The following is a 26,237-nucleotide window of genomic DNA, read 5'->3' on the forward strand; positions in this document are numbered from 1 at the left end:
GGTGCTGTCGCCGGCTCCCGCCCAGGCGACCGGTGCCCTTCACGGGTTCCGCGCCCTGCTGTTCACCAAAGCGGTCGGGTACGTGCACGACTCCATCCCGGCCGGCAGCCAGATGGTGAACGACCTGGCCGCGGCCCATGCCTTCGAAGTGGTGCAGAGCGCCGACTCCTCCGTGTTCAACGACACCGACCTGGCCGGGTTCGACGTCCTGATCATGCTGCAGAACTCCGGCATGGTGTGGGAGAACGACGCCCAGCGCCAGGCGCTGCAGAAGTTCGTCCGATCGGGCAAGGGCGTCGTGGCGATCCACAACGCGCTCGACATGGGCGTCGAGAACGAGTTCCCCTGGTGGGACGATCTGATCAACGGCGGCGCCCACATGCCGGCGCACTCGCCGGGCGTCCTCCAGGGCCTCGCCAAGGTCGTCGACCGGGTGCACCCCTCCACGAAGAACCTCCCGCAGCGGTGGCAGCGCCCGGAGGAGTGGTACAACTTCTCGCCGAACCCGCGCGGCAACGTGCACGTCCTGGTCGCCGCGGACGAGACGACCTACGACCCCGGCTCCTCGGCCATGGGGGCGGACCACCCGATCTCCTGGTGCCGCCAGGCCGAGAGCGCCCGGGTGTGGGCCACCGCCATGGGACACGACGCGGGCGCGTACGCCGAGCCCGAGTTCCGCGAGCACGTACTCGGCGGCATCGAGTGGGCGGCGGGCGCCCAGCCGGGCGACTGCGGCGGCACTGTATGGAGCAGCTTCGAGAAGGTCACCCTCGACGACAACACCAGCAACCCGATGGAGCTGGACGTCGCCCCCGACGGCCGCGTGTTCTACGTCCAGCGCCAGGGCGAGGTGAAGATCTACAAGCCCGACACCCACCTGACCGTCACCGCCGCCACCCTCGACGTCTACACCGGCGGTGAGGACGGCCTGGTCGGCATGGAACTGGACCCGAACTTCGCCCAGAACGGGTGGATCTATGTGTACTGGTCACCGGCTGACAGCGCCGAGGACGTCAACAGGCTGTCCCGGTTCACCGTGCAGGGCGACACCATCGACCTGAGCACCGAAAAGAAGATCATCGAGGTCCCCGCCTATCGTGCCCGGACCTTCCCCGAGCCCGGCCACACCGGCGGTGCGGTTGAGTTCGGCCCCGACGGCAGCCTCTACCTGAGCGTCGGCGACGACACGCCGCCGAACCTGTCGCCCGACTGGCAGGGGTACGCGCCGCTCGACTGGCGTCCCGGCCAGCAGATGCTGGACGCAGCCCGTACCGCGGGCAACACCAACGACCTGCGCGGCAAGATCCTGCGGATCAAGCCGAAGGCCGACGGCGGCTACGAAATCCCCGAGGGCAACCTCTTCCCGCCGGGCACCGCCAAGACCCGCCCCGAGATCTACGCCATGGGCTTCCGCAACCCGTTCCGGTTCACCGTCGACGCCAAGACCGGGTACCTGCACGTGTCCGACTACGGCCCGGACCGGGGCGGCGCCACCACCGACCGGGGACCCGAGGGCCTGGTGGAGTACAACGTCATCAAGAAGGCGGGCAACTTCGGCTGGCCGTTCTGCCACGGTGACAACCAGCCGTACGCGCCGTACAACCCGGACACCAAGGAGATCGGCGCCAAGTTCACCTGCGCCGCCCCCGTCAACGAGTCGCCGAACAACACCGGCCTGACCGAGCTGCCGCCGATCGAGAAGCCGGTCATGTGGTACGGCTACGACACCTCTCCGACCTTCCCCGAGCTCGGCTCAGGCGGCGCGGCGCCGATGAGCGGCCCGGTCTACCGGTACAAGGCCGACAACCCGTCGGAGACCAAGTTCCCGGCCTACTTCGACGGCGTGAACCTCTTCTACGAGTGGTCGCGCCACTACGTCAAGGAGATCCACCTCGACGCCGACGACAAGGTCTTCAAGATCAACAACTTCCTGGGGAACACGCCCTTCCTCAAGCCGATGGACATGACCTTCGGCCCCGACGGCTCGCTGTACCTGCTGGAGTGGGGCACCGACTTCGGCGGCGGCAACAACGACTCCGGCCTCTACCGGATCGACTACGCGGCCGGCGCCCGCTCGCCGGTGGCGAAGGCCACCTCCTCGCGGACCGACGGCCCGACCCCCCTGAGCGTCGAGTTCGACGCCTCCGGCAGCTACGACCCCGACGGCGACGCCCTCACCTACGCCTGGGACTTCGACGGCGACGGCACCGTCGACTCCACCGAGGTCAAGGCGAGCCACGTGTACCAGACCGCGGGCGAGTTCACCGCCCAGCTCAGGGTGAGCGACAGCAGCGGCAAGGAGGGCTTCGCCAACATCGACATCATCGCCGGCAACACCCGGCCCACGGTGACCATCGAGACCCCGCTGAACGGCTCGCCGATCCAGTTCGGCCAGGACGTGCCGTACAAGATCAAGGTCACCGACCCCGAGGACGGCGAGATCGACTGCTCCAAGGTGTTCGTCAACCCGGCGCTCGGCCATGACGACCACGAGCACGAGACCGTGGAGATCCCCGGCTGCGAGGGCGTCGTCAACACCGGCAACCTCGGCGGGCATCCCGACGGCGCCAACCTGTTCTACGTGCTCAACGCGCGCTACACCGACGGTTCGCAGGACATGCCGCTCACCGGTCACGCCAAGGCGATCCTGCAGCCGATGCGCAAGCAGGCCGAGTTCTTCAACGCCCAGTCGGGCGTGCGGGTCATCGAGGAGCAGGGCGCCGAGAGCGGCAAGCGCATCGGCGACATCAGCAACAACGACTGGATCTCGTTCACTCCGATGAACCTGCACGCCGTCAAGGGCGTGAACTACCGGCTGTCCAGCCCCACCGGCGGCGGGGCGATCGAACTGCACGCCGAGTCCCCCACCGGCCGGCTCCTGGCCAGGACCACGGTCCCCGGTACCGGAGGCTGGAACAACTACCAGCAGACCCAGACCGTCCCGGTGGCGGCGGACGCGACGACCTCGACGCTCTACGTGGTGTTCAAGAACTCCGCCGCCAACGCCTTCGACCTGGACGCCGTCCAGTTCGTGGGCGATGCTCCGCCTCCCGTGATCGAGCCGGGCGTCTACACGGTCACCGCCCAGCACAGCGGCAAGAACGTGACCACGCAGGACGCCTCGACCGCCGACGACGCCACGCTCGTCCAGTCGGGCGCCACCAGCGATCCGATCCAGCGGTGGGAGGTGATGCCCGCGCCCGGCGGCTACCAGCTCAAGAACGCCGGCAGCGGCAAGTGCGCGGACGTCCCGGGCGGCACCACCACACCCGGTACCCAGCTCGTCCAGTGGACCTGCCACGCGAGCGGCACCGGTGACGCGCCCAACCAGTACTTCACCCTGGTCCCGGCCGGCGGTGACGGCCTCTTCCAGATCGTCTCGGCCAAGACCGGGCTGTGCGTCGACGTCTTCGGCGTCTCCCAGGACGACGGCGCCGCGGTGATCCAGTGGAACTGCACGCTCGCCCCCAACCAGACCTTCCGCTTCACCAAGGCCGGTGGTGAGACTGCCGACAAGACCGCGCCGACCACCACGGCGAAGCCGAACCCGGCCGAGCCGAACGGCAAGGAGGGCTGGTACGGCACCGCTCCGGTCGAGATCACCCTGACCGCGGCCGATGAGGAGGGCGGCTCCGGCGTGGCCGCCAGCGAGTACCGGATCGACGGCGGCGCCTGGACCGCGTACAGCACGCCGTTCACCGTGAGCGGCGACGGGGCGCGCACCCTGGAGTACCGTTCGCGGGATGGCGCGGGCAACGTCGAGCAGGCCCGCTCGCTCACCCTCAAGATCGACGCGACCGCCCCGCAGACCACCGCGTCGTTCGCCCCGCCCAACGAGAAGGGATGGAGCAAGGACTCGGTCCCGGTCGAGCTGGCCGCGCAGGACGCCCACTCCGGCGTCAAGCGCATCGAGTACGCGCTCGACGGCGGCGCCTGGACTCCCTACGCGGGAACGCCCGTGGTGGTCGACGGCGACGGCGAGCACGAGCTGCGCTACCGCACGGCCGACGCGGCAGGCAACGTCGAGGAGGAGAAGGCCGCGGTGTTGAAGATCGACGGCACCAAGCCCACCCTGTTGGTGTCCGGCGTGGCCGACGGCGAGACGTACGGCGACCACCAAGACGTGGCGATCGCCTGGGAGGCCGTGGACGCCACCTCGGGCGTCCGCAGCACGACCGGCACCCTCGACAACGCCCCGTACACATCGGGTTCGGTGCTGCCGCTGTTCACCCAGACGCTGGGCACGCACACGGTCGCGGTCACGTCCACGGACAACGCCGGCAACGCGGTGACCACGTCGGTACGGTTCGGCGTCACCACGTCGCTGCAGGACATGCAGAACCTGCTCGACAGGTTCCGTGCCAGCGGCTGGCTGTCGCAGGGCGCGCACGGCAAGCTGACGAAGAGGCTCACCCAGGCCCGCAAGGCCGAGGCGTCCGGCAAGGACGACCGGGCGGTGCGGTTCCTCGATGAGTTCAAGGAACGCGTCACGGACGCGACGCTCGTCCCTCGCGCCGACGTTCGTCAGGTGCTCACCCGCGACGCCGACAAGGTGATCTCGGTCATCCGTGGCTGAGAGAGCTGAACACCTCCCGGGCCGCCGTCTCGCCACATGCGGGGCGGCGGCACGGGCCTGCCTTCACCGAGAGACCGAACGCCGGCCACGTTGCCGGCCTGGCATCGCAAACTCGCGATGAAGAAGTGGGACTACAGCAAACGTCGCAGTCCCGGACGGCCACCCACCGCCGCTGCGGTCAAGGCCCTCATCCTGCGCATGGCCGCGGAGAACCGTCGCCGGGGTCCCCGGCGTATCCAGGGTGAACTGACCCGCCTCGGCCACAAGATCTCGGCTTCTACTGTGTGGAACATCCTGAACCGGGCCGGGATCGACCCCGCTCCGCGCCGCAGCGGGCGGACATGGAAGCAGCTCCTGACAGCCCAGGCCGAGCGCATCGTCGCCGTCGACTTCCTGCACGTGGACACCGTCAACCTCACACGCCTGCATGCCCTGATCATGCTCGAACACGGCAGCCGCCGCGCCCACCTGCTCGGCGTTACCGCCAACCCCACCGGCCCATGGACTTCCTGATGAACACTGACATCGACACGACAAAGCTGAAGTTCGTGATCCGCGACCGCGGCGGCCCGTTCACCGATGCCTTCGACGCGGTCTTCGTCGACGCCGGCCTACGGGTCATCAAGAGCCCACCGCAGGCTCCGAAGGCGAACGCTCACCCGCTACCTGGCGCACTACAACACGGCCCGACCTCACCGCGGCATCGGGCAGTTGTCCCCATCGCAAGTTGAAACAAGCCCGCCAACCCCGATTGACCTGGCCGACCACCGAGTCCACCGCAGAGCCATCCTCGGCGGCCTCGTCAACGAGCACCGGATCACCAGCTGATCAGATGGCCAGCTGACACCACCCGAGAACCGGCAGGTCAGACACCGCATCCTATTGACGAGCCGCACAGCATAACCGCCGGTCAGGCCATGATCAAAGCGCGCCCTGCAGGATTCGAACCTGCGACCGTCGGATGAGAAGTGGATCGGCAGTCGGCGGCTCTGTAGTGCGGTGGCCAGCGGCTACAGGCTGTGACACGGTGAGTGGGATGGAGATCATCGGCTCGCCCTGATCGAGTCCTGGCCGACAAGGCCTACACCAGCAAGGCCAACCGCAACCATCTGCGCCGACGGGGGATCAAAGCGTGCATCCCGAGCAAGGCCGACCAGGACGATCATTGGCGCGCCCAGGGCTCCAAGGGTAGCCGGCCTCCCGCCTTCGATCCCGTCCTCTACCGTCAGCGTCACGCTGTTGAGTGCGGCATCAACCAGCTCAAACAGAATCGTGCCATGGCTACCCGCTACGACAAACTGGCTGTCCGTTTCGAGGCCACACTCACCATCGCCTTGGATGGGATGGCCACGTCTGTAATTCCCGCTTCCGAAGATGCAGCCGAACGAAGTACTGCAGGCAGTGTTCACTGAGGGGATCTACCTGCACTCGTCTCGACCGCGCGCATGCTGGTCCGCCGGGCCAAATTCTGGTAAAGACATCCCAAATTGACTTCTACATACACGGCTAACCTCACGGATGCGGCAATTCACCCTCTATTCCAGTTACCCTCGTTTACAGCCTCGTACAACTCCGGAACAGGAGCGCTCCCACCTTCGAAAGGTTGATCAATGAACAATGACGCCGTGTGGGTTCGGGGCGTGACAGGTATGCAGCTGCACCACTCCACGGATCTTCAGGACGCCGGCCGCTTCTTGGGCAACGCCATGATGGCGCTACGGGCGGCCCACGTACGAACCGGCGACGACCGGTACTCTGACCTCGTCTCCCAGCTGAAGACCCTGGTGGCGGAGGCCCGCACGCTGGAGACCCAGGCTCGGACCCGCCTTGAGGGACTCCACGCGACGCACCCCGACCAGTTCGTACGCTGCCGCGAAGGCGAAGACCCGTGGCCGGACGAGATCCAGGCGGGGTTCATTCCCCGTCACACCTGCTATGACCAGTGCCTCTACCATGAGCACGGTGTTCTCAATGCCATCATGCAGTGCACCTGCGGCCGTCCGCCGTGCCGCGCATGCGCTATCGGCGGCACGCCGTGAGGTGAAGCTCGCGTCGCATCCTGGCATTCAGTCACAGTACCGACCTGATCGCCAACCTGGCCGGTGCGAACCCGCTGGTCGCCGATCTCTCGCACCAATCGAGACTCCAAGCCACGACGAGCGGCGAGGCCCAGTCGGGCCCGCCGTCGTGGTCTCGGCGATGTCCCCCGCTCAACTCGTCACGGCGCACTTGCCCCGGTCCTGCTTGACGGGCCCTTCCATGTTCGGACGTACGTCGAAGTCGAAGATCTCGGTGGGCAGGTAGAGCGAGCAGCAGGCGTTGGGAATGTCGACGATCCCGCTGACACGCCCCTCGATCGGCGCCGAGCCGAGGAGCAGATAGGCCTGTTCGCCGCTGTAACCCCACCTCTTGAGATACTCGACGGCGTTGAGGCAGGCCCTGCGGTAGGCCACCGTCGCGTCAAGGTAGTAGTTGGTGTCGGTGTCATGGTCCACCGAAATCCCGATGAACGAGAGAAACTCGGAGTACCTCGGCTCCACGTTTCCCGGCATGAACAGCGGATTGGTGGTGACACCGTACTTCTCCATGCCGCCCTTGATGAGGTCGACGTGGAAATCGATGTAACCGCCCATCTCGATGGCGCCGCAGAAGGTGATCTCCCCGTCGCCCTGGCTGAAGTGCAGGTCGCCTCCGGAAAGTTTCGCGTCACGGACGTGGACCGGGTAGAAGACCCGGGCGCCGCGGGTGAAGTTCTTGATGTCGTGGTTACCGCCGTTCTCCCGCGCCGGCACGGTGCGTGCTCCCTCGGCGGCGATCCGCTGCGCCAGGTCGCCGTTCGCGGTACCGGCGAGCGCGTGCTCGGGCAACGGCGGCAGGCCGAGCGGCGGAACGCGTCCCGCATCGGTGTCGATGAGCGCCTGCTCCCGGCGGTTCCAGGAGCTGAGCAACTCGGCCGACGGCGCGGTGCCGAAGAGCCCAGGGTGGGTGATCCCGGTGAACCGGACTCCCGGCAGGTGGCGGGATGTCGCGACCTGACCGTGGAAGTCCCAGATCGCCTTGTACGAGTCGGGGAAGTAGTCGGTCAGGAATCCGCCGCCGTTCCGCTTGGCGAAGATGCCGGTGTAGCCCCAACCCTGTCCCGGTGCGTCCCCGACCTGCTGTGGCACCGGGCCGAGGTCGAGGATGTCGACGATGAGGAGGTCTCCGGGCTCAGCTCCTTCGACCCCGATGGGCCCGCTCAGCATGTGCGCGAAGCTCAGGTCGACATCGCGTACGTCGTTCGCGGAATCGTTGTTGCCGATCTGGGCGTCCGTCCATTCGCGGCATTCGACCCGGAACTCCTCACCGGGGCGTACCATTTCCACCACGGGGATATCCGGGTGCCAGCGGTTGTGCCCGGGGGTCGCCTGGTCCTTCATCGGCTTCGACTGGTCGACGCTGAATACGACTTTCGGCATGACAGCTTCCCCTCCTTTGTCGATGGCTCCTTCGCGGTCAGCGTGTCGCCTCACCTCTTTTCGAGTTCGGTCATGTCCGGCGGAAGCGATGCGTGCGCGCCTCCATCCTGGTGGTCCCCTGCGTCTCCGAAGTTTCGCCGGCCGGTTCCCCGCGTCTCGTCAGCGGCCACAGCACGGCGAACACCACCAGGCCGAACACGGTGAGAATGATTGCGAAGAGGGTGGTGGTGCGCCAGGATCCGGTGAGGATCATGAATGCCGGAATCGCCGCCGTGACCCATCCCTGGATAGCCGTGACCCAGCCCGTGTACCTGGTGATCTGCGTGCGTTTCAAGCCGAGCAGGACGAAGAAGAGCGCCCACAGGAAGGACCAGTAAAGCCAGATGACTCCGAAGCCCGGATCGCCGAGGAGTTGGAAGTTGGCGTAGGAGTATCCGAGCGCCATGATGGCCACGAAGAGCGAGAAATAGCCGACACCTGTCGAGTCGAATCCGCCCAGCAGATTGATTCCCACATAGAGATAGGTGAATCCGAAGAGGTAGAGTCCCGACGCGCCCAGGATCACGGCCGGATCGCCGGGGCTGAAGACGATCAGCAGGGTCGGTGTGATCACCTGCAAGGCTCCGACGAAGAGATTGAAGATCGCGGCTGCGCGCGGCTCGACCTTTCCCAGGAGCATCAGACCATTGAGGAATAGCACTGCGCCCACGTACAGGAGTCCGACGGCTCCCATCGACCCACACCTCCTCACGCCCAGCACGGGCGGTGTGTTCAGGAACGCAACGAGTCCAGGCGAACGCAACGTTCAGATCGATCGTTATGTCTGCTCAAGGCCGAGGCAGGCGCGACAGCGCCGGATGCTGCGGTGTCCGCCACCGCTCGCGAGTCACGTGCGTGACCACCTCGGGTGCTTCCTGACTCTGTTCGTCCCGGGTCAGCGCGGCGGACATCGCCGGGGACAGCCAGGCGAGGCTCGGCGCGGTGAAGACGCGACGCGCCGGAGACCGGCACGCCGGGCAGTCAGCAACCGCCTCGGCGGTCCCTATCGGCAGGCGCACCTCGAACGGCCCGCAGACTAGACAGCGATACGCATAAGTTGCCATAACGCCCCCGTCAAGATCCTCGTCACCTCACTGATGTGCGGCAATACAAGCCACGCTTTCAGCACACCTCGGGGGTTGTCGCCATGTCAAGACAAGAGTCAGGGGTGCGTGTGACGAGGGGACAACCCGTCGTACACGACACATGCCAGCCCCGAAACTGATCCTCGCGCACGGAGACGTGCCCGTATTTGGGATCCACCACGCGATTCCCGGGTCGTGCAGGGGAGCATGCCGTACCTCCTGGGACGTCAGTCGGACAGGGGAAGCCCCCGACGCAGGGCATGGACCCGAAGCTAGCCTCGGGTGATCACGCCGCAGGCGATGCGTCCGCCGGAGTCGCCGGCCTTCGGGTCTCCGCGTCGGGCCCCTCCTCGCCCGCCGCGCTCCGGTAGCGGTCCGGGATGTTCGCGTGATTGTCAGCCGGGGCGTGGATCATGATGGCGCTGCCATCGCTGTCGAATAGTTGAGCCATCCGGAACCGATCGGTCACCAACGAGGTGGTGCCAGTACCGTCCGCGCCAACCAACAGGTTGGGCAGATCTCCCGTGTGGTGGTCGTGGGGATGTGAGCCCAAGTCGAAGTGTCCCCCCCGCGCTGAAGAAGGGGCTGCCCGTGGTGGGGTCTTTCGACTGCGCATCGCAGACGCCCTCGGCGTGGACCTGAAAGCCGTGAAAGCCGGCCGGCAAGTTCGTCACCCCGACCGTGATTTTGGACTTGCCATTCCCGGCATCCTCCACTTGAAGGGAGCCGACCGTCTGGCCCTCTACGTTCTTGATCACGGCACCGCCCGGTGCGCCATCCCGCCCCGACATCATCTCGCCCAGCGCGGCAGCACTCAGCGCAACGACTCCCACGCTCAGTACGACAGCCAGAGCCAAACGAGCCTTGCGTACCATCACCGTCTCCCCCCATATGTGGCGTCTTCTCCACGTGAAGACAGCAACGGTGTTCGTGGGCCAGCAGACGGCACCTCGGTCAGCCACGACACCACGCAAAAGGGCCAGACGCGCGGCTGGACGACCGCGCAAAGACTGCGAGCCGCCCTGCTGTTCCCCAGGGGCCTCGCCACAGAGATCCCCTCTGCTTTGCCCGTGTCGACGACGCGTGAATACTGACCCCCAGTCGACGCCCAGGTTCTAGCGCTGTCGCAACACACCTGATCATGGAGGGCGTGTTGATGGCGAGGCGAGGTCCCAAGCGCAGGCTGGATGTGGAGTCGGAGTACTGGCGGCTGGTGCTGTCCGGCGTGGGAACGGTTGAGGCGTGTCGAGCCGTCGGAATCGGGCGCAAGACCGGGTACCGATGGCGGGCTACCACCGGCGCGGCTGGCCGAAGACGCCCGATCGAGCCGGTTCTTATCGCTGCTGGAGCGGCAGCGGATCGCGACCTTGCGGGCACGAGGCTTGGGGGGTGCGCGCGATCGCCGAGCGCCTGGGACGTTCCCCGTCCACCATCAGCCGCGAGCTGCGGCGCAATACGCTCCCGCACGATCGAGGCGTCTACGACGGGGATCTGGCTCATGCGCGAGCGCGGCAGCGGACCCGGCGCCCGCGTCGGGGACGTCTGCTGGACTCCGCCGGCTACGCACCGGGCGACCACTGCGCAAACGCCGCCGCCGGCCCGACCAGCGCCAGCCGCGGTTCATCGCACCCGCACTGCTCATCGACCACCGGCCCACCGTCGTCGAGCACCGCCATCGAGTCGGGGACTGGGAGGGAGACCTGATCACGGGGCGGTTGAACCAGTCCGCGATCGCCACCCCCGTCGACCGCAAGAGCCGCTATCTGCGACTGGTCCCGCTGCCGGCTCGCCACGACGCGCAGGCCGTACGCGATGGCCTGATCGCTGTCCTCGACGGCCTGCCGGCGACCGTGCGGCTGACGCTGACCTGGGATCAGGGAGCGGAAATGGCCTGTCACGACGAGATCGCCCCCTACCTGCGTGAAGGCGTCTACTTCGCCCATGCAGGCAGCCCATGGCAGCGCGGCACCAATGAAAACACCAACGGCCTGCTCCGCCAGTACTTTCCCAAGCGCACCGACCTGTCCGCTCACACCGAAGCAGACCTACGCGCGATCGAAGAACGACTCAACAAGCGTCCCCGGAAGACACTTGGCTGGCGCACGCCCGCTGACATCTTCTATGAAGGTCTGGCACTATGACTGTCCGTCACCGTTGCGATGATCACTCGAATCCGCCTGCCAGCGCGGGGGCCTCCGTGACGGCGGTGGCCTGGGCGGCGTTGAGCTGTGCGGGTGCAGGCTGCGCGCTTCGGCCGTGTCGTACTCGCGTTCGTACACCAGAGCCCCATGACCGCCGCCGTGCACTGATCGGCCAAAGCCGCCAGGGTCAGAACCGGGTCGCGCCGAAGGGCGCCAGGACGTCGGGGCGGCGGCCGTTCACCATGTAGTCCGCGAGAGCGGAGCCGGAGACCATGGACAGGCCGACGCCCAGCATGCCGTGGCCGGTATTGACGTACGCGTTGGACAGGTGGGGGAGGTGGTCGATGACCGGCAGGCCGTCGGGGGTCATCGGGCGCAGGCCCGCCCACAGGTCGCGCAACTCCGTCATCGACTCGTACGCGGGTATGCGCCTGAGGTAGCGGTCGGCGACGCGGACCATGCCGCGGACCATCCGCGGGTTGATCCGCAGCGTCTCGTCGGCCAGTTCCATGCCGCCCAGCACCCGGTAGCCGCCCTTGAGCGGCGTCACCCCGACCTTGGTGTTCGACAGGTAGAGGGGGTGGGAGGGGGAGCGTTCGGACGGGACGAAGAAGCTGTACCCCTTGCCGCCCCGGATCGGCAGCCGGGCGCCGAGCCAGCCGGCGATCAGGCGGGTGTCCAGCCCGGCGGCGACCACCAGCGCGTCGGAGCGGACCTGCCCGGCGGTGGTCTCGACGGCGGTGACCCGGCCGCCTGAGGCTCGCACCCCGGTCGCCCGCGTGTCGGCGAGCAGGTGCACGCCCTGCTTGACCAGGTGGTCGGCGAGCGTGTCGCAGAACGCGCCGGGGTCGACGTGCCGCTCGTCGGGCAGGTTGAATCCGCTGCGCACGTTGTCCGACAGCTCCGGCTCCAGCTCGTGGATCTCCCCGGCGCTCATGACCCGGTCGGGCACGGTGTAGCCGGCGGAGCGCATCGGGGCCAGCCCGGCGAGCTGGCGGCGGGCCTCGGCCTCGGTCAGGCAGGCGCGCAGGTTGCCCCGGCGTGGCACCTCGACCGGCACGCCGAGGTCGGCGAGCTCGTCGAAGCCGTCGAACATCTCCCGTGACAGCGCGCCCAGCCGGGCCGAGCCGCTCTCGAAGGCGGACCGGGTGCAGTGGCGGGCGAACCTCAGCAGCCACGGGATCATGCTCGGCGAGGCGTGCGGCCGGACCGCCACGGCGGAGTCACGCTGGAACGACTCGACGACGCCCATCCGGGGCATGCCCGGTCCGGGTGTCGGGATGCTCAGCACAGGACTGAGCCAGCCGCCGTTGCCCCACGAGGCCGCCCGGCCGGGCCGGCCGGACTCGATGACCGTGACGTCGAGGTCGGCTTTCCGCAGGTAGTAGGCGGTGGCCAGGCCGACCGCGCCACCGCCGATGACGGTGACCGACGAAAGTGCGCTCATGAATGTCCAATACGAAGAGATCTGTACGAAGGAGTCATCTCGCCAGCGAGAGCCGTACCGGCCCGGCGTCCGGCCGGGCCCGCGCGAGCAGCGACCAGGGCACCCGGAACACCCGGCCGGGCGACGCGGGCCACGGCAGCCGGCGGCGCGCGAGCGGCCGGCCGGCCTGGTGGACCCGCACGACGGGGGAGCGGACCAGCGTGTCGGTCCACAGCAGCAGCCGCCCCCGGGCCGGAGGCGGGTCGCCGCGGCGCACCACTGACGGGGCCACCCAGCGCAGCGGGGCGTCCACCTCGATGTCGAAGGCGACCTCGCCCATCCGCTCGTCGCCCAGCCAGCGCTGGACGGCGGCGGCCACGTGCCGGCCGTCCAGCGCGGCGATGTCGGCGGTGTCGACCGGGTGGATCAGGTTGCCGGCGGCGAAGACGCCCGGACGGCTCGTGCGCAGCGCGGTGTCCACGACCGGGCCACGGCTGCGCGGGTCGAGGTCGAGCCCGGTGCCGCGGGCGAGCTCATGGTCGGGGATCCAGTCTCCGGTCAGCACCACGGTGTCGCACTCGACCCGCCGGCGCCGCCCGGTGCCGACCTGCTCGACGACCACGGCGCTCACTCGTCCGGCGTCGCCCTCGACGGAGACCAGGCGCGTGCCGGTGGCCACGGGCACGCGGAGCAGCGCACGGCCCGGCAGGTGGAAGGCGGCGTAGGACTCGGGGACCGGCTGCGACGTGGTCATCAGCACCGTGCGGCAGCCCGCCTCGCGCAGGGTCAGCACCGCCGACCAGCTCACCAGCTCGGCCCCGACGATGACCGCCCGCTTTCCCGGCCGCCCGTGGTGGAGGTGGACGAGGTTCTGCAGGTGCCCGGTGGTGTAGATCCCGGCGCCCCGGTCGCCGGTGATCAGCCGGGCCGGGCGGGGCCGTTCGCGGGCGCCGGTGGCCAGCACCAGCGCGTGCGGCTCGACCCGTACGAGCCCGGACGGGGTGGTGACCTCCAGCTCGCGGCCGTCGGACACCCGGGTGACCGTGGCCTCGGTGAGGATGCGCGCCCCGGCCCGCTCGGCGCGGCGGTGCAGCAGCCGGGCGTATCCCGGCCCGGTCATCACGCGGCGCAGGTCGCGCAGGCCGTAGCCGGTGTGGTCGCTGTGCCGGGGGATGCCTCCCGGCACGCGCTCGCGTTCGAGCACCAGGACCTCGCCGTCGACCAGGCGGGCCAGCTCGGCGGCGGCGGTCAGCCCGGCGGGCCCCGCGCCGACGACGGCCACCGCGGGCGTCATCGTCTCCATCTCAGTCCCCCGTTCCGGTGGCCTCGTCGAACAGCCGGCCGACCTCGGCGCCGCAGAAGAACCCCTGGCAGCGGCCGAGCGTCGCGCGGGTGCGGCGGCGCAGTCCGTTCAGGTCGCGCGGCGGGATCGGCGCGGCGAACGCGTCGCGCACCTCGCCTCTCGTCACTTTCTCGCAGAAGCACACGATCCGCCCGTACTCGGCGTCCCGCCTGATCAGCTCGTCATTCTGGTACGGCCGCGCGGACGCCTCGCCGAGCACCGGCACCCGCACAGGCGGCGGCAGGCCGGCGCGCGGCTTGAGCGGCAGCCCGGCCGTGTCGAGCAGGTCACGCAGGTGCTCGGCGATGCTCATGCTCGCGGTCAGCCCGGTGGAGCGGATCCCGCCGAGGCACGCGTAGCGCTTCCCGGCGTCCACGTCGACGACGTAGTCGCCGTGCTCGGTGGCCGCGCGGAGCCCGGCGTAGGAGGTGGTGATCTCTTCCTCCAGGAGTGACGGCATGATCCGGCGGCCCTTCTCCAGCAGCGAGGCGATGCCGGCCTCGGAGGTGGAGGTGTCGGTACGGTCAGGCAGGTCTTCGGAGGTGGGCCCGAGCATCACGTTGCCGAACACGGTCGGGCTGATCAGCACCCCCTTGCCCCGCGAGGTCGGCACGGGCAGCACGATCTTCGGCGCCAGCGGCCGGGCGGCCGTGTCGAACACGATCAGCTCGCCCCGCCGGGCCGTCACGGTGAACCGCCGGTGGCCGAAGTGGCCGTCGATGACGTCCGCGCCCAGCCCGGCGGCGTTGACCACCCACCGGGCCGCGATGTCGCCCCGCGAGGTGCGCAGCACGGTGAACTCCGGCCCGGACTCCACGGCCTCGACCCGGGTGCCCAGCCGCAGGCCGACCCCCCGGGCCAGCGCGTCGTAGGCGAAGGCGAGCGTGGTGGACCACGGATCGATGATCGACTCGCCGGGGACGGTCATCCCGCCGAGAGCGCCCGGCCCGAGCGCTGGAACGGTCCCGTAGACGAAGTCCGGGCCGACGAGCTCCGCGGCGTGGTAACCGTTGGCGACGGCCTTGTCCCGCAGTCCCGGCAGCGCGGCGAGCTGGTCGTCGTCCCAGGCCACCAGGACGGCCCCGGTCGGCTCGACCGCGATGCCGGTTTCTCCCGCGTACCGCGAGAGCAGCGCGTAGCCACGCGGCACCAGCCGGGACTCCAGCGTGCCGGGGGCGGCGTCGAAGCCGGTGTGCAGAATCGCGGTGTTCGCCTTGCTGGTGGCGTCGCCCACGTCGTCGCGGGCCTCGACCAGCGCCACGTCCAGCTCGTACGCGGCCAGCTCGCGCGCCACCGCGCAGCCGACCACCCCGGCCCCGATGACCGCGACGTCATGGATCCTCATGTGTCGTCCTTCCGGGCCGCCGCCGAACGGGCGGCCTCCCCCCAGCGGGCCATCGCCTCGGCGGCCCGGTCCCCGGTCCAGACCGGCTCGAAGGACACGGCCGGCGACCAGGCGTCGATCGCGGACGGCAGGGACAGCCCCTCGTCGAGCGCCAGCCGGGCGAGCGCGGCGGTGCCGAGCGCGGTGGCGTGCGGCGACGGATACACGTCCACCGGGACCTGCAGCAGGTCGGCCTGCGCCTGCATCAGGGCGCGCGAGCGGGTCAGCCCGCCGTCCACCCGCAGCCGGGTCAGGGGCGCGCCGATGTCGGCGCTCATCGCCTGGGCCAGGGCGGCGACCTGCGCCGCCAGCCCTTCCACCACGGCGCGGACCAGCCGCCCCCGCGTGGTGGCCAGCCCGAGGCCGGTGAACGCGCCGCACGGCTCCGGGTTCCGCCACGGCTGCGCGAGCCCGGCCAGGCCGGGCACGAAGCACACCCCGCCGGAGTCACCGTCCGCCTCGGCGTCGAGCGCGCCGGGCGCGGACAGCAGGCCGAGATCGACCAGCCAGCGTACGGCCGAGCCCGCCGTGTAGACCTGGCCGTCGAGGCAGTAGCCGGTGGACGCGCGCAGCGACCAGGCGAGCGACGAGGTGAGCCCGTGCCCGGACCGTACCGCCCGGCCGCCGGTGGCGCCGAGCAGGAACGCGCCGGTGCCGTAGGTGCACTTCACCCTGCCGGGGTCGAGGCAGCGTTCGGCGACCAGCGCGGCCTGCTGGTCCACGACCAGCCCGGCCACCGGGACCTCCGGCGGGCCGAACATGGACGTCCCGCCCACCACCTCGTCGCAGCGCACCACCCGGGGCAGCGCCCCGTCGCCGAGGCCGAACAGGGACAGCAGCTCTGGATCCCAGGCGACCTCGTCGAGGTCCAGCAGCAGCGACCGGCTCGCGGTCGTCGCGTCGGTGACGAACGCGCCGGTGAGCTGGTGGACCAGCCACGCGTCGGTGGTGGTGACGACGCCCTCGCGGGTGACGTGCCGGCGCAACCAGGCCATCTTCGGGGCGGAGAAGTAGGGGTCGAGCACGAGCCCGGTGCGCCGCCGGATGAGGTCGGCGTGCTCGCCCAGGCCGGCGCAGACCTCCTGGGCGCGGCTGTCCTGCCAGACCAGCACGGTCGACAGCGGGCGGCCCGTCGCCGGATCCCAGGCGAGCACCGACTCTCCCTGGTTGGCCAGCGACACGGCGGCCAGCGGCGGGTCGCCCGCTTCGCGCAGCGCGCGGGCGCCGGCCTGCCGTACGGACGCGAGCAGGTCGAGCGGGTCCACCTCGACGCGCCCACCGTCCAGGTAGGAAGGCCGCACCGGCACCTCCACCACCGACAGCGTGCGCTCACCGTCGTGCACCAGCGCCTTCGTGCCGGAGGTGCCCTGGTCGACGGCCAGAATCGCGGTCATCGCCGGGCGGACAGGTCGTTGCCGGTCACCACGTGACAGCCGACGCCCCGCAGCGCCTCGGCCAGCGGCTCGTCGGTCAGCGCGCCGGCGATCAGCCCGGTGAAGCCGTCGAGCCCGCAGACGCGGAACGCGGCGACCCGGCCGTGCTTGGTGGAGTCGGCCAGCACGTACGAGCGGGCCGAGGTGGCGAGCACGGCGCGCTTGGTCGCGACCTCGTCCACGTGGAAGTCGGTCAGGCCGGCGTCGGCGCGCACCCCGCCGGAGCCGAGGAAGGCGATGTCGGGCCGCAGGTCCTGGAAGAAGCCGAGCGTCGTGGCGTTGGACAGCGCCAGGTCGCCCGCGCGGACCCGGCCGCCCGAGACCAGCACCTCGATCCTGGCCCGTCCGGCGAGCTCGGAGGCGACCAGGAGCGAGCAGGTGACGACGGTTCCGTGATAGTCGTTCGGCAGGGAGCGGGCGACCTCCAGCGCGGTGGTGCCCACGTCGATCATCACCGTCATCCCGGGGCGCACCAGCGAGGCCGCGCTGCGGCCGATCGCCACCTTCTCCTCGGTGGCCAGAGTCGCGCGGTCGAGGAAGGACGCCTCCTCGCCGGCCATCGGGACGCGCAAGGTCGCGCCGCCGTGCACGCGCACCAGCAGGCCCTGCCGTTCCAGCGCGGACAGGTCGCGGCGGACCGTCTCGTCGGAGACGCCAAGCGCGCGGGCCAGCTCTTCCGTGCGCGCGTGTCCGGTGGGGGCCAGGAGGGTGAGGATCCTGTCGTGGCGTTCGGCCGCTAGCACCCGGACCACCTCCGCGCCGGACGGGGGAATCTTTGACCGATCATGACCGATATTGTGGGTTGTGCGGCGCGTCGCTGTCAATGCGGATGGATGTGGTGGTCCGGGGCGCCAGATGTTCATGCTGGCCACGCACATATTTTTCCGATTTTTCCGGGCTTTTCGGCATAGTGTGACGCTGGTCACATTGACAAACATTCCACGGATTCCTACGTTACCCACATGTTCACGGGCAGAATCCCTCGATTTACCACAACAAGATCGGGCAGGATCGGGCCTTGATCGGCCACCTGAACATCGTGATCGCCCCGCCCCCAGGACACGAGGTACCGAAATGACGCGCACCCTGAACCTCGCGAGATCTCGCAAACTCGTCGCGGCAGCGTGCCTGACGCTCACCACCACGCTGGGCCTCGCCGCCTGCGGCGGCGACACCGGCTCGGACACCGCCGCGGCCGAGGACCTGGGCCTGAACACGCCCGGAAAGGTGTCGCTCGGCTTCATGAACGGCCTGATGCCGTACGTCGGCCTCGAAAAGGGCGCCCTGGACGGCCTCGAAGGCGAGCTGTTCACGCTCGCCGCCAAGGAGCTCGGCCTGGAGGTGCAGGCGCAGGGCATGGAGTTCCCCGCGATGATCGCGGGCGTCCAGGCGGGGCGCTACGACATCGGCATCGGCGGCATCTCCTGGACGAAGGACCGTTCCCAGGTGGGCGTGATGAGCGACCCCATCTACTACAGCCCCGCCCTGATGCTGACCCGCCCCGGAGTCAAGGCGACCTCGATCGCCGACCTCGACGGCCGCAACGTCGGCGCCGTCACCGGCTCGATCAACGACGAGGCGGTCCGCGCCACGCCGGGCGTCAACGCCCGCACCTACCCGGCCTGGGCGCAGGCCATCACGGACCTGGCCGCAGGCCGGCTGGACGCGATCAACATCGACCCGCTGACCGCCGTCTACCTGCGCGACACCCGCCCGGACCTGAAGGACCTCGAAGTCCAGACGATGACGCCGCCCACCGACCAGGAGGTCGCGGCCAACCCCGGCCTCCAGGGCTTCCGCCCGTACCAGGTGGTCTGGTACTGCTCGAAGAAGGCCGAGAAGCTGTGCGGCAAGCTCGACGAGATCACCAACGCCTGGTTCGCCTCGAAGACCTCCGCTGACGTGCTCACCAAGTGGGGCGTCAACCCCACCGACTTCCTGACCTCCACCCCGGAGATGACCACCGTCCGCAAGGGCGTCGACCGTCCCGACACGTGGACGGCTCCTACGATCGGGAGCGGTCAGTGAGTTTCCTCTCGGTCGACTGGGCCGGGTACGTCCCCGTCCTGGTCGACGGGCTGATCAAGTCGGTGCAGCTCACCGCGATCGGATTCGTCGGCGCCTGCCTGGTCGGGTTCGTCGTGGCGGTGCTGCGGATGTCGCAGAACCGCGTGGTCAAGGGGGTCGGCTACCTCTACACCGAGCTGTTCAAGAACCTGCCGATCATCACCGGCATCTTCATCATCTACTTCGGCCTGACCGGCGTGGGGCTCATCCTCGACGCCTTCACCGCGGGCTGGCTCGCCCTGTCGCTGTTCTACGGCGCCTACCTGGCGGAGATCTTCCGGGGCGGGCTGCAGGGCGTCTCCCGGGGCCAGACCGAGGCGGCCCAGGCGCTCGGCCTGACCTCGGTGCGGGTCCTGGTGACGGTGCAGCTCCCGCAGGCCGTACGGCTCGCGCTGCCCGCCACCGCCACCATGCTGGTGGACCTGCTGAAGGGCACCGCGCTGCTGGTCACCATCGGCGGCGGCGAGCTGATGACCCAGGCGACGATCATCACCTCCGAGACCTTCCAGCCGCTGGAGGTCTACATCGTGATCGGCCTGATCTACGTGGCGATGAGCTGGCCGCTCGCCCGGCTGGCCGGCTACCTCGAATCCCACCTGCGCGAAGGCACGGCGATGTCGCCCACCAACCGCAAGCTGCGCAGGATCACCAGGGCCAGACTCGCGCAGGAGGCCGCCCGATGACCGAACCGACGATCCAGATCAGAGACCTGCACAAGTCGTTCGGCGACCTGCACGTGCTGCGCGGCGTCGACCTCGACGTGCAGCCCGGCGAGGTCGTCGCCGTCCTGGGCCGCAGCGGCAGCGGCAAGAGCACCATGCTGCGCTGCGTCAACCTCTTGGAGACCCCCACCAGCGGCACCATCACCGTCGGCGGCACGACCGCGTTCGCCCACCGCAAGCCCGCGAAGGGCCGCGACCTGGTCGCCCTGCGCCGCAAGGTCGGCATGCTGTTCCAGGCGCTCAACGTGTTCCCGCACCTGTCGGTGGTGGAGAACGTCGCCCTGCCTATGGTGCGCAGCCTGGGCACCGGCCACGAGGAGGCGGTCGACACCGCGATCCGCCTGCTCGGCAAGGTCGGCCTGGTGGAGAAGGCCCTGTCGATGCCCGGCCAGCTCTCCGGCGGCCAGCTGCAGCGGGTCGCGCTGGCCCGCGCGCTCGCCATGAACCCGCTGGCGCTGCTGTTCGACGAGCCGACCTCGGCCCTTGACCCCGAGTCCACCATGGACGTGCTCAACGTCATGAAGGACCTCAGCGCCGAGGGCATGACCATGATCATCGTCACGCACGAGGTGAAGTTCGCCCTCGACGTCGCCGACACCGTCCTGATGATCGCCGACGGCAAGGTCATCGAACGGGGCACCCCGGCGCAGATCTCCGAGAACCCCCAGGAGCAGCTGACCAGGAAGTTCCTGGCCGAGCACACGAAATTCGAAGGCAGCACCGCCTGATCCCCGAGGAGCGCGGACACACCATGAACGCCGAGAACCACGACGTCGTCATCGTCGGCGGAGGAGTCGCCGGCCTTTCGGCGCTCTGGCAGCTGCGGCACCGCGACGTGGTGCTGCTGGAAGCCGACGAGCGCCTGGGCGGACGCCTGATGTCGCTGCCACGCGGCGACTACTGGATGAACCTCGGCGCCCACCTGTTCCCCGGCGCGGGCTCACACGTCGAACGGATGACGTCCGGCCTCGGCCTGGAGACCATCGGCATCCCCGGCGCCAAGTTCGCGCTGGCCTTCGCCGGCAAGGTCTACGCCAACAAGCGCGTCGAGACGTACCCCTTCACACTGCCCCTGTCCCTGAGCGAACGCGTCGCACTCGCCGGCGTCGGCCTGCGCGCGGTCGGCGCCGTCAAAGCCTGGCAGGACACCCAGCGCGAGCAGCCCGGCTGGCCGGCCAGGCGCTTCGGCGGCTACCTGGCCAACCGCTCGTTCCGCGACCTGATCGGCCGCCCCCCGGCCCGGGTGGACGGCATCTTCCGCGCCGCTGGCCACCGCGCCGCCTCCGAACTGGAGGACCAGAGCGCGGCCACCGGCGGAGCCCTGTTCGGCGGCGTGTGGGCAGGCCGCAAGAGCCTCCTCTCCTACAACCTCGACGGCGGCTCCAGCCGGCTCGGCGAGGCGATGGCCGCCGAGCTCGGCCACCTGGTCCGCTACGGCGCCACCGTGACCAGGGTCCGTGAGGAGGACGGCCGCGTCCTGGTGACCCTGCGCGAGAACGGCGAGGAGCGGACGCTGCGCGCCCGCCAGGTGATCATGGCCACCCCGGCGTACATCTCACATCGGGTGGTTGAGGGGCTGCCTGGGGATGTGGCCGGTGTGCTGGCCGACGTCAGGTACGGGCCGTTCGTCAGCGCCGGCGTCATCACCACTGAGCGTGGGCCGATGCCGTACGACCGCATCTACGCGCTCACCGCCACCGATCAGTCGTTCGACATGATGTTCAACCATGCCAATCCGCTGCGTACCGGCGTCCGGCGGCCCGGGGGAAGCCTCATGGTGTACGCGGGAGGGGACGGGGCGCGCAGGATGCTGGATCTGGAGGACAGCGGGGTGGAGTCGCGCTACGCCGATGACCTTGCCTCGGTGTTCCCCCAGTTGCGGGGCAACCTTGGCGAGATCAGGATTCAGCGCTGGGAGCACGGAATTCCGTACCGGCGGCCGGGGTTCTCATTCGAGCCGATGCTTCGTTACAGCCGCCGCACCGATGTCGGTGTCCACTTCTGCGGTGACTACTTCGCCGACCTCGGGAACATGGAGCTCGCCGCGGCGTCCGGCTTCCGGGCCGCCGTGCGCGCCGGGGCCGCCGTCGGGGGGCGTCCCTGAGCGGTGTCGGGAAGCCAGGCTGGCTTGCACCGAGTCCGCCGCGCTTGGTCGCGAGTTCGTGTTCGCCGCTGCACGACGTCAGGAGACTTCGGATGGAACCCGGGCCCCGCGGGTCCGTGCTGTCGGCGGGACGGGGCCCCGGGGGCTCAGCGCGGAGCTGTGCGGGACAGCGGGAAGTCGTGCCAGGCGTCGGTGGACTTGGCGGCAGCCGGGGGCCGGGGTCTGACCGAGAGCTTCCTGTCCGATCTGCGGCAGGCGGCCAAGAAGGGTGAGGCCTTCGACGTAGAGACCGGTCTCCCGACCTCGATGGTGAAGGCGAAGGACGCTCGTACCTGGTTCGCCTTCGTCATCGCGTACGTCCATGCCTGGTGGCCCCACGCGGCGGCCAAGTCCCGCGAGGGCATGACCGACACCCTCGCCACCGTCACCCGCGTCCTGGTCAGCGATGCACCGGGCCGTCCGTCCGACGAGATCATCCGGCGGGCGCTTCGCGAGTACGCCTTTCTGCCCGAGGACCGCAGGCGGGAGCCGACACCGGAGATCGCCCGCGCTGTCCGCTGGCTGGAGGGCACCTCGCTCCCGCTGAGCGCTCAGGAAGAGACCAAGCACGCCCGTGCAGCGTTGAAAGCCCTCGCGCTGTGCCTGGATGGCAAGCCTGCGGCCACCTCGACGTATCGCCGCAAGCGGGCCGTCTTCCATCACGCGCTTGAGTAGGCCGTGGAGCTGGAAGATCTTTCGGCAAACCCACTGCACAAGGTCACGTTCCGCAAGGCCAAGGTGAGCGGCGAGATTGATGGGCGCTCGGTGGTCAGCCCCAGGCAGCCGCGTGAACTGCTCACCGCGGTGACTCACGTGGGGCGGTCACGAGGGCCGATGTTGGCCGCCATGTTCGCCTGCATGTACTTCGGAGGTCTTCGTCCGGCAGAAACGGCGGGACTGAGGCAGAAGGACTGCCAGCTCCCAGAGAACGGCTGGGGGCTACTGACCCTGGAGAAGACCAGGCCAGAGCAACAGGCGATTCACCGACTCGGGGCAGGCCCACGACGAGCGCGGGCTGAAGCACCGGGACGTGAAACACACGCGCACCGTGCCTATCCCGCCCGAACTGGTGGCCATCCTCCGGGATCACATCGCGACGTTCGGAATCGGCGAGGATGGCCGGCTCTTCCGTACGCGCACGGGCGGCGTGATCTCGGGCTCGGCGTACGCGAAGGTCCGGCAGGAGGCCCGGACGTACGCCTTCACGCCCGATCAGGTCGCCTCTCCCCTGGCGGGCAGGCCGTACGACCTGCGACATGCTGCCGTCTCGTAGCTTCCCCGGCCAAGTACTCGGCAGGTGACCGGCGTTACCCGATCACCGAGATCGAGGGCGTCGATTGGCATGCACTGGAGGACGCTCGCGGGTCGTTGCGGCTGCGCATCCGTGGGCACCAGGCCCTCTCCAACCCCAACAACGATCCCGCCTCCGTGGTGTTCGGCATTGGTCGGGGAGCCACGCATCACTCCCTGCCCTTCGCCGCCGCCGTGCTGGCCGCCGTACAAGCTCCCATGATCGAACAGGTCGCGGCGGAAGGCTGAGCTGCTGGGGACACGCTGGTCGTGGGTCAAGTGGGGACGAGTACCGGCCACCTGTTCGTCTATGACGTAAGCGGCACTCCCAGCTTGCGCGGCAAGATCGACGGATTCACGCACGACCTCGACAGTCTGGGCGATCTCGTCGTCACCCCGGACGGGTCGAACTTCTTCTCGGTGGCCTCTGCCCAGCGCAGGACCGACCTGTGGGACGCCAACAGCCTGGAGAGAATCCGCTCCTATGCGGGAGAGTCGGCCACCGAAGGCTTCCCCTCATCCGTCGCGATCAGCCCAGACGGGGCGTACGTGGTGGTCGGGGAGGCTGACGGCGCAGACCTCGTGATCTACGACGCGGTGACGGGGGCGATGATCCACGCGCTCAACAACCTGGCGGTCGCCGGAAGCACAGGCCTGCGCCTGCCGAAAATGTCATCCGCCCAGGTCATGGCCTTGCAGGGCTAAGCGCGGCGTGACGCGATTCCGGCCACCAGGAGAGGGATCAAGTGCGGCATGATGATCGGCCGTACTCCTTCGCCTGACCTACCTCACCATCACGAACGGTTGCTGCCGATGAGCGATCGGGACAAGGACGTGGAAATTCTCGCCCTGCGCCACCAGATCACCGTCCTTGAACGGCAGCTCGGCGCCGACACTAGGGTGAGATTCGCCCCCGAGGACCGGGCCTTTCTCACCGAGCTTCTGACATCGCTCCCCCGCGAGGTCCTACGCCGGCTACGGCTCCTCGTCCGGCCGGACACCGTCCTGCGCTGGCACCGCGATCTGATGAAACAGCGTCACGCCCGTACCTGCCGGCCGAAGCGGCCTGGCCGTAACGCTCCAGAATGGTTCACAGCTCCTGACCTGGGACGACGCCCCCCGCACCGATACGACACCATCGGTCCTTGTGCTCGTGCGACTGCTCTACCTGATCGCCACGCGGATCTTCGCGTGGCTCGTCCTGCTGTCTCGTTCCTCCGCGGCCAAGACGCAGAAATATTGATCTTGCGGCTCGAGATAGCGGTGCTGCGCCGCCACCCACCGCGCCAAGACCCACCTGGCCGGACCGCGCCCTACTCGCCGCCCTCGCCCGACTACTCCCCCGCGTACTGCGCAGCCACCGGATCGTCTCCCCACGCACCCTCCATGTCTGGCACCGGCGGCTCATCAAGAAAAAGTGGACACAGCCGCCCTCCGCGGGACGCCCTCCCGTTCCAAATGAACTGCGCGAACTGATCACGCGACTCGGCACCGAGAACCCACGCTGGGGCTTCCGAAGAGTGCACGGCGAACTGCGCCGCCTCGGACACAAAATCAGCCCGGCCACCGTCCGCCGCGTCATGCGCGCCGCTGGCCTGGGTCCCGCTCCGCGACGTCATCCAACGCGGGCCGAGTGGACCAGCTTCCTCAAAGCCCAAGCCGACGGCCTACTCGCCACCGACCTGTTCCACGTCGACACGATCGGACTGCAACGGCTCTACGCCCTGTTCGTGATGGAGGTACGCACCCGCACGGTCCACATCCTCGGCGTCACCGCCCACCCCACCGCAGCCTCGCCCACCCAGCAAGCCCGACAACTGCTCTGGCACCTCGCAGAGCACGCCGCCCACTTCACCCACCTCGTCCGCGACCGGGACGCGAAGCTCACCGCCACCTTCGACGCCATCTTCGCCGGCGAAGGCATCACCGTAGCCAAGATCCAGCGCATCGCGGACCAGGACGACCCGGACGGCCTGGGTGCGGAACGGCCCGCACCACAGGCACACCGTCTCGGACAGGTGCACGGTGTCGGTTCGTCCGTAGCGGCGTACCCGGGTAGTGCGCCAGGTGCCGGCCGCGGCCAGATCGGCCGGGGTGCCCAGCCGGACGCCCTTGGTGCGGGGCCGCCCTGACCTGCCGGTTTTGGGCGGCGGCAGGGCGTGCAGGACGGAGGTGACCTTCAGCCGGCTGGTCCAGGTGATTGAGAGGTCCAGGCCGCGTAGGTGTTCACCGGCGTAGGTGGCGTCCCCGACGGCGTGCACCATCCGGGCGGGTAGCGGGCGGCGATCGCCTCGACCATCTCCCGGGCGAACGCGATCTTGCCGGTGCGTCCGGGACGCCACAACCGGGCCAGGACCGGCAGGCACAGCGGCCGGGACAGGAACGGCAGCTGCACAATGATCCCAGCGATCACCCAGCAGTTGCCGAACCCGATCGGTTTGGGCCCTTTGGCCGCGCCGTCATGATGCCAGGCGACGCCGAACACCTTCTTGCCCGACCGTTTGAACAGGGTGTCATCGACCACCACGGTGATCGCCGAGCCCGGCGGGAGCAGCCGGGCCACGATCAGATCGCACAACGCCAGGCCGAGGGCGTCGGTGCACCAGCGAGCGGTGGAGAAAAAGCGGTGCGCGCGGCAGTGATGCCAGGCTCGTTCCAGCCCGGCGCCCAGCAGCATCCCGCACACCGTGCGCCGCCGCGTCTGCGCGATCAACCCCACCGCAAGAGCGGCGAACGAACGGTGACCCGGCGCGGTGAAACAGGACCGGAACACCGCCAGCAACGCGGCCAGCGAGGGTAACGTGCCATCGGGCAGCATCGGCGGATCACCTTCTACCAGGGTGAATCAGACACCGCCGATGCTCCTCCCGCACACCCAGTCGCGCCCTGCTTACCGTCGAAGGCACGTGGAAACATCCCCCTCGCCACATGCATGACGATCAAGGAAAACTGCGAAACACGAGGGGTCGTGTGGGGCCTGCCCCCGAAGTGTGGACACCTTGAATACCGGATGATGGAGATCCGGAGACAAGGAGTTCCACGTGGCGATGAAGTCGTATCCGCCGGAGTTCAAGGCGGACGCCGTCGCTTTGTATCTGTCCGATCCGGGACGGACGTTGGCCTCGGTGGCC

25 protein-coding genes and 3 pseudogenes are annotated in these 26,237 nt (G+C 69.1%); 18 read left to right on the forward strand and 10 right to left on the reverse strand.

The features are described 5' to 3' along the window. The first annotated feature begins 1 nt into the window (after window position 1). The 6 genes from E1286_RS07125 to E1286_RS07145 all read left to right on the forward strand — a co-directional run bounded on the left by E1286_RS07125 (window position 2) and on the right by E1286_RS07145 (window position 6,615). Window positions 2-4,576 carry a ThuA domain-containing protein gene (locus E1286_RS07125; RefSeq protein ID WP_223189653.1) on the forward strand — a complete coding sequence of 1,525 codons (4,575 nt, stop codon included), beginning with the start codon at window positions 2-4 and terminating at the stop codon, window positions 4,574-4,576. A gap of 117 nt (window positions 4,577-4,693) precedes the next feature. Continuing rightward, a complete protein-coding gene (locus E1286_RS07130; protein WP_165969622.1) occupies window positions 4,694-5,089 on the forward strand; it encodes a helix-turn-helix domain-containing protein in 396 nt (131 codons plus the stop codon). Beyond that, on the forward strand, window positions 5,089-5,307 hold the full coding sequence (locus E1286_RS07135; RefSeq protein ID WP_223189655.1) for a hypothetical protein: 219 nt from the start codon (window positions 5,089-5,091) through the stop codon (window positions 5,305-5,307). The genes E1286_RS07130 and E1286_RS07135 overlap by 1 nt, the downstream gene beginning before the upstream one ends. Then, window positions 5,243-5,404: a hypothetical protein gene (locus E1286_RS52335; RefSeq protein WP_484213905.1), complete on the forward strand. Its 162-nt coding sequence runs from the start codon at window positions 5,243-5,245 to the stop codon at window positions 5,402-5,404. Before E1286_RS07135 ends, E1286_RS52335 begins: the two co-directional genes overlap by 65 nt. A gap of 203 nt (window positions 5,405-5,607) precedes the next feature. After that, window positions 5,608-5,988 (forward strand): transposase, encoded by a 381-nt coding sequence (locus E1286_RS51920; protein ID WP_223189657.1) that lies wholly within the window; start codon window positions 5,608-5,610, stop codon window positions 5,986-5,988. A 198-nt stretch (window positions 5,989-6,186) separates the two neighbouring features. Beyond that, the gene (locus tag E1286_RS07145; protein WP_132609943.1) at window positions 6,187-6,615 is read left to right on the forward strand and encodes a hypothetical protein; all 429 of its coding nucleotides are present in this window, start codon (window positions 6,187-6,189) and stop codon (window positions 6,613-6,615) included. A 171-nt stretch (window positions 6,616-6,786) separates the two neighbouring features. On the opposite strand, the gene fmdA is transcribed toward E1286_RS07145, so the two are convergent. From fmdA to E1286_RS51930, 4 genes are all read right to left on the reverse strand, one after another. Further along, window positions 6,787-8,034 carry a formamidase gene (gene fmdA / locus E1286_RS07150; RefSeq protein WP_132609945.1) on the reverse strand — a complete coding sequence of 416 codons (1,248 nt, stop codon included), beginning with the start codon at window positions 8,032-8,034 and terminating at the stop codon, window positions 6,787-6,789. Window positions 8,035-8,104: 70 nt separating this feature from the next. After that, complete coding sequence (locus tag E1286_RS07155; protein ID WP_132609947.1) at window positions 8,105-8,767, reverse strand: AmiS/UreI family transporter; 663 nt, start codon at window positions 8,765-8,767, stop codon at window positions 8,105-8,107. Window positions 8,768-8,861: 94 nt separating this feature from the next. After that, window positions 8,862-9,137 carry an FmdB family zinc ribbon protein gene (locus E1286_RS51925; RefSeq protein WP_132609949.1) on the reverse strand — a complete coding sequence of 92 codons (276 nt, stop codon included), beginning with the start codon at window positions 9,135-9,137 and terminating at the stop codon, window positions 8,862-8,864. Window positions 9,138-9,444: 307 nt separating this feature from the next. After that, entirely contained in the window at window positions 9,445-9,774 is a 330-nt protein-coding gene (locus E1286_RS51930) for a superoxide dismutase family protein (RefSeq protein ID WP_132609951.1), read from the reverse strand. Between the two features lie 16 nt (window positions 9,775-9,790). Between E1286_RS51930 and E1286_RS47630 the strand changes: the two genes are divergently transcribed. Both E1286_RS47630 and E1286_RS49970 read left to right on the forward strand, forming a co-directional pair. Continuing rightward, window positions 9,791-10,252 (forward strand): hypothetical protein, encoded by a 462-nt coding sequence (locus E1286_RS47630; RefSeq protein ID WP_165969614.1) that lies wholly within the window; start codon window positions 9,791-9,793, stop codon window positions 10,250-10,252. A gap of 47 nt (window positions 10,253-10,299) precedes the next feature. Next, a pseudogene (locus E1286_RS49970) lies at window positions 10,300-11,299 on the forward strand (IS30 family transposase). A gap of 187 nt (window positions 11,300-11,486) precedes the next feature. Here the strand turns inward: E1286_RS49970 and E1286_RS07180 are convergent. The 5 genes from E1286_RS07180 to E1286_RS47635 are packed head-to-tail and all read right to left on the reverse strand — an operon-like array spanning window position 11,487 to window position 17,627. After that, window positions 11,487-12,746: an NAD(P)/FAD-dependent oxidoreductase gene (locus E1286_RS07180; RefSeq protein WP_132609955.1), complete on the reverse strand. Its 1,260-nt coding sequence runs from the start codon at window positions 12,744-12,746 to the stop codon at window positions 11,487-11,489. A gap of 34 nt (window positions 12,747-12,780) precedes the next feature. Further along, entirely contained in the window at window positions 12,781-14,028 is a 1,248-nt protein-coding gene (locus E1286_RS07185) for an NAD(P)/FAD-dependent oxidoreductase (protein WP_132609957.1), read from the reverse strand. A 1-nt stretch (window position 14,029) separates the two neighbouring features. After that, window positions 14,030-15,412 (reverse strand): NAD(P)/FAD-dependent oxidoreductase, encoded by a 1,383-nt coding sequence (locus tag E1286_RS07190; protein WP_132609959.1) that lies wholly within the window; start codon window positions 15,410-15,412, stop codon window positions 14,030-14,032. Further along, window positions 15,409-16,845, reverse strand: coding sequence for an FGGY family carbohydrate kinase (locus tag E1286_RS07195; RefSeq protein WP_132609961.1), 1,437 nt, complete (start codon window positions 16,843-16,845; stop codon window positions 15,409-15,411). Before E1286_RS07195 ends, E1286_RS07190 begins: the two co-directional genes overlap by 4 nt. After that, window positions 16,842-17,627 carry a DeoR/GlpR family DNA-binding transcription regulator gene (locus E1286_RS47635; RefSeq protein ID WP_165969624.1) on the reverse strand — a complete coding sequence of 262 codons (786 nt, stop codon included), beginning with the start codon at window positions 17,625-17,627 and terminating at the stop codon, window positions 16,842-16,844. The genes E1286_RS07195 and E1286_RS47635 overlap by 4 nt, the downstream gene beginning before the upstream one ends. 331 nt (window positions 17,628-17,958) lie before the next feature. On the opposite strand from E1286_RS47635, the gene E1286_RS07205 reads away from it, so the two are divergent. The 9 genes and pseudogenes from E1286_RS07205 (at window position 17,959) to E1286_RS07245 (ending at window position 25,238) form a co-directional block, all read left to right on the forward strand. After that, window positions 17,959-18,912: a substrate-binding periplasmic protein gene (locus E1286_RS07205; protein ID WP_165969625.1), complete on the forward strand. Its 954-nt coding sequence runs from the start codon at window positions 17,959-17,961 to the stop codon at window positions 18,910-18,912. After that, entirely contained in the window at window positions 18,909-19,634 is a 726-nt protein-coding gene (locus tag E1286_RS07210; protein WP_132609965.1) for an amino acid ABC transporter permease, read from the forward strand. Before E1286_RS07205 ends, E1286_RS07210 begins: the two co-directional genes overlap by 4 nt. Then, complete coding sequence (locus E1286_RS07215) at window positions 19,631-20,401, forward strand: amino acid ABC transporter ATP-binding protein (RefSeq protein ID WP_132609967.1); 771 nt, start codon at window positions 19,631-19,633, stop codon at window positions 20,399-20,401. Before E1286_RS07210 ends, E1286_RS07215 begins: the two co-directional genes overlap by 4 nt. A gap of 23 nt (window positions 20,402-20,424) precedes the next feature. After that, window positions 20,425-21,777, forward strand: a complete 1,353-nt coding sequence (locus E1286_RS07220; RefSeq protein WP_132609969.1) for an NAD(P)/FAD-dependent oxidoreductase — start codon at window positions 20,425-20,427, stop codon at window positions 21,775-21,777. A 192-nt stretch (window positions 21,778-21,969) separates the two neighbouring features. Further along, the gene (locus E1286_RS49975) at window positions 21,970-22,491 is read left to right on the forward strand and encodes a hypothetical protein (RefSeq protein ID WP_246074537.1); all 522 of its coding nucleotides are present in this window, start codon (window positions 21,970-21,972) and stop codon (window positions 22,489-22,491) included. 355 nt (window positions 22,492-22,846) lie between these two features. Beyond that, window positions 22,847-23,089 (forward strand): hypothetical protein, encoded by a 243-nt coding sequence (locus E1286_RS49980; protein ID WP_246074546.1) that lies wholly within the window; start codon window positions 22,847-22,849, stop codon window positions 23,087-23,089. An 11-nt stretch (window positions 23,090-23,100) separates the two neighbouring features. After that, window positions 23,101-23,355, forward strand: a pseudogene (locus E1286_RS07230) (DUF4429 domain-containing protein); the annotation flags it as partial. A gap of 84 nt (window positions 23,356-23,439) precedes the next feature. Then, complete coding sequence (locus E1286_RS07235) at window positions 23,440-23,811, forward strand: WD40 repeat domain-containing protein (protein ID WP_132609973.1); 372 nt, start codon at window positions 23,440-23,442, stop codon at window positions 23,809-23,811. A 758-nt stretch (window positions 23,812-24,569) separates the two neighbouring features. Further along, complete coding sequence (locus E1286_RS07245) at window positions 24,570-25,238, forward strand: IS3 family transposase (protein ID WP_281282626.1); 669 nt, start codon at window positions 24,570-24,572, stop codon at window positions 25,236-25,238. A 47-nt stretch (window positions 25,239-25,285) separates the two neighbouring features. Here E1286_RS07245 and E1286_RS07250 read toward each other — a convergent pair whose 3' ends face one another. Further along, on the reverse strand, window positions 25,286-25,924 hold the full coding sequence (locus E1286_RS07250; RefSeq protein WP_132609975.1) for a transposase: 639 nt from the start codon (window positions 25,922-25,924) through the stop codon (window positions 25,286-25,288). Window positions 25,925-26,147: 223 nt separating this feature from the next. Here E1286_RS07250 and E1286_RS51935 point away from each other — a divergent pair. Further along, window positions 26,148-26,237, forward strand: a pseudogene (locus E1286_RS51935) (NUDIX hydrolase); the annotation flags it as partial.

This window comes from Nonomuraea terrae (assembly GCF_004348995.1).
Classification (GTDB): domain Bacteria; phylum Actinomycetota; class Actinomycetes; order Streptosporangiales; family Streptosporangiaceae; genus Nonomuraea; species Nonomuraea terrae.

Bases quoted from the DNA above. Each gene is read 5' to 3' on its own strand.
- E1286_RS07130 (WP_165969622.1), top strand. From the start codon at position 4,694: ATGAAGAAGTGGGACTACAGCAAACGTCGCAGTCCCGGACGGCCACCC.
- E1286_RS07135 (WP_223189655.1), top strand. From the start codon at position 5,089: ATGAACACTGACATCGACACGACAAAGCTGAAGTTCGTGATCCGCGAC.
- E1286_RS07145 (WP_132609943.1), top strand. From the start codon at position 6,187: ATGAACAATGACGCCGTGTGGGTTCGGGGCGTGACAGGTATGCAGCTG.
- fmdA (WP_132609945.1), bottom strand. From the start codon at position 8,034: ATGCCGAAAGTCGTATTCAGCGTCGACCAGTCGAAGCCGATGAAGGAC.
- E1286_RS07155 (WP_132609947.1), bottom strand. From the start codon at position 8,767: ATGGGAGCCGTCGGACTCCTGTACGTGGGCGCAGTGCTATTCCTCAAT.
- E1286_RS51925 (WP_132609949.1), bottom strand. From the start codon at position 9,137: ATGGCAACTTATGCGTATCGCTGTCTAGTCTGCGGGCCGTTCGAGGTG.
- E1286_RS51930 (WP_132609951.1), bottom strand. From the start codon at position 9,774: ATGCGCAGTCGAAAGACCCCACCACGGGCAGCCCCTTCTTCAGCGCGG.
- E1286_RS07180 (WP_132609955.1), bottom strand. From the start codon at position 12,746: ATGAGCGCACTTTCGTCGGTCACCGTCATCGGCGGTGGCGCGGTCGGC.
- E1286_RS07185 (WP_132609957.1), bottom strand. From the start codon at position 14,028: ATGGAGACGATGACGCCCGCGGTGGCCGTCGTCGGCGCGGGGCCCGCC.
- E1286_RS07190 (WP_132609959.1), bottom strand. From the start codon at position 15,412: ATGAGGATCCATGACGTCGCGGTCATCGGGGCCGGGGTGGTCGGCTGC.
- E1286_RS07195 (WP_132609961.1), bottom strand. From the start codon at position 16,845: ATGACCGCGATTCTGGCCGTCGACCAGGGCACCTCCGGCACGAAGGCG.
- E1286_RS07205 (WP_165969625.1), top strand. From the start codon at position 17,959: ATGACGCGCACCCTGAACCTCGCGAGATCTCGCAAACTCGTCGCGGCA.
- E1286_RS07215 (WP_132609967.1), top strand. From the start codon at position 19,631: ATGACCGAACCGACGATCCAGATCAGAGACCTGCACAAGTCGTTCGGC.
- E1286_RS07220 (WP_132609969.1), top strand. From the start codon at position 20,425: ATGAACGCCGAGAACCACGACGTCGTCATCGTCGGCGGAGGAGTCGCC.
- E1286_RS07250 (WP_132609975.1), bottom strand. From the start codon at position 25,924: ATGCTGCCCGATGGCACGTTACCCTCGCTGGCCGCGTTGCTGGCGGTG.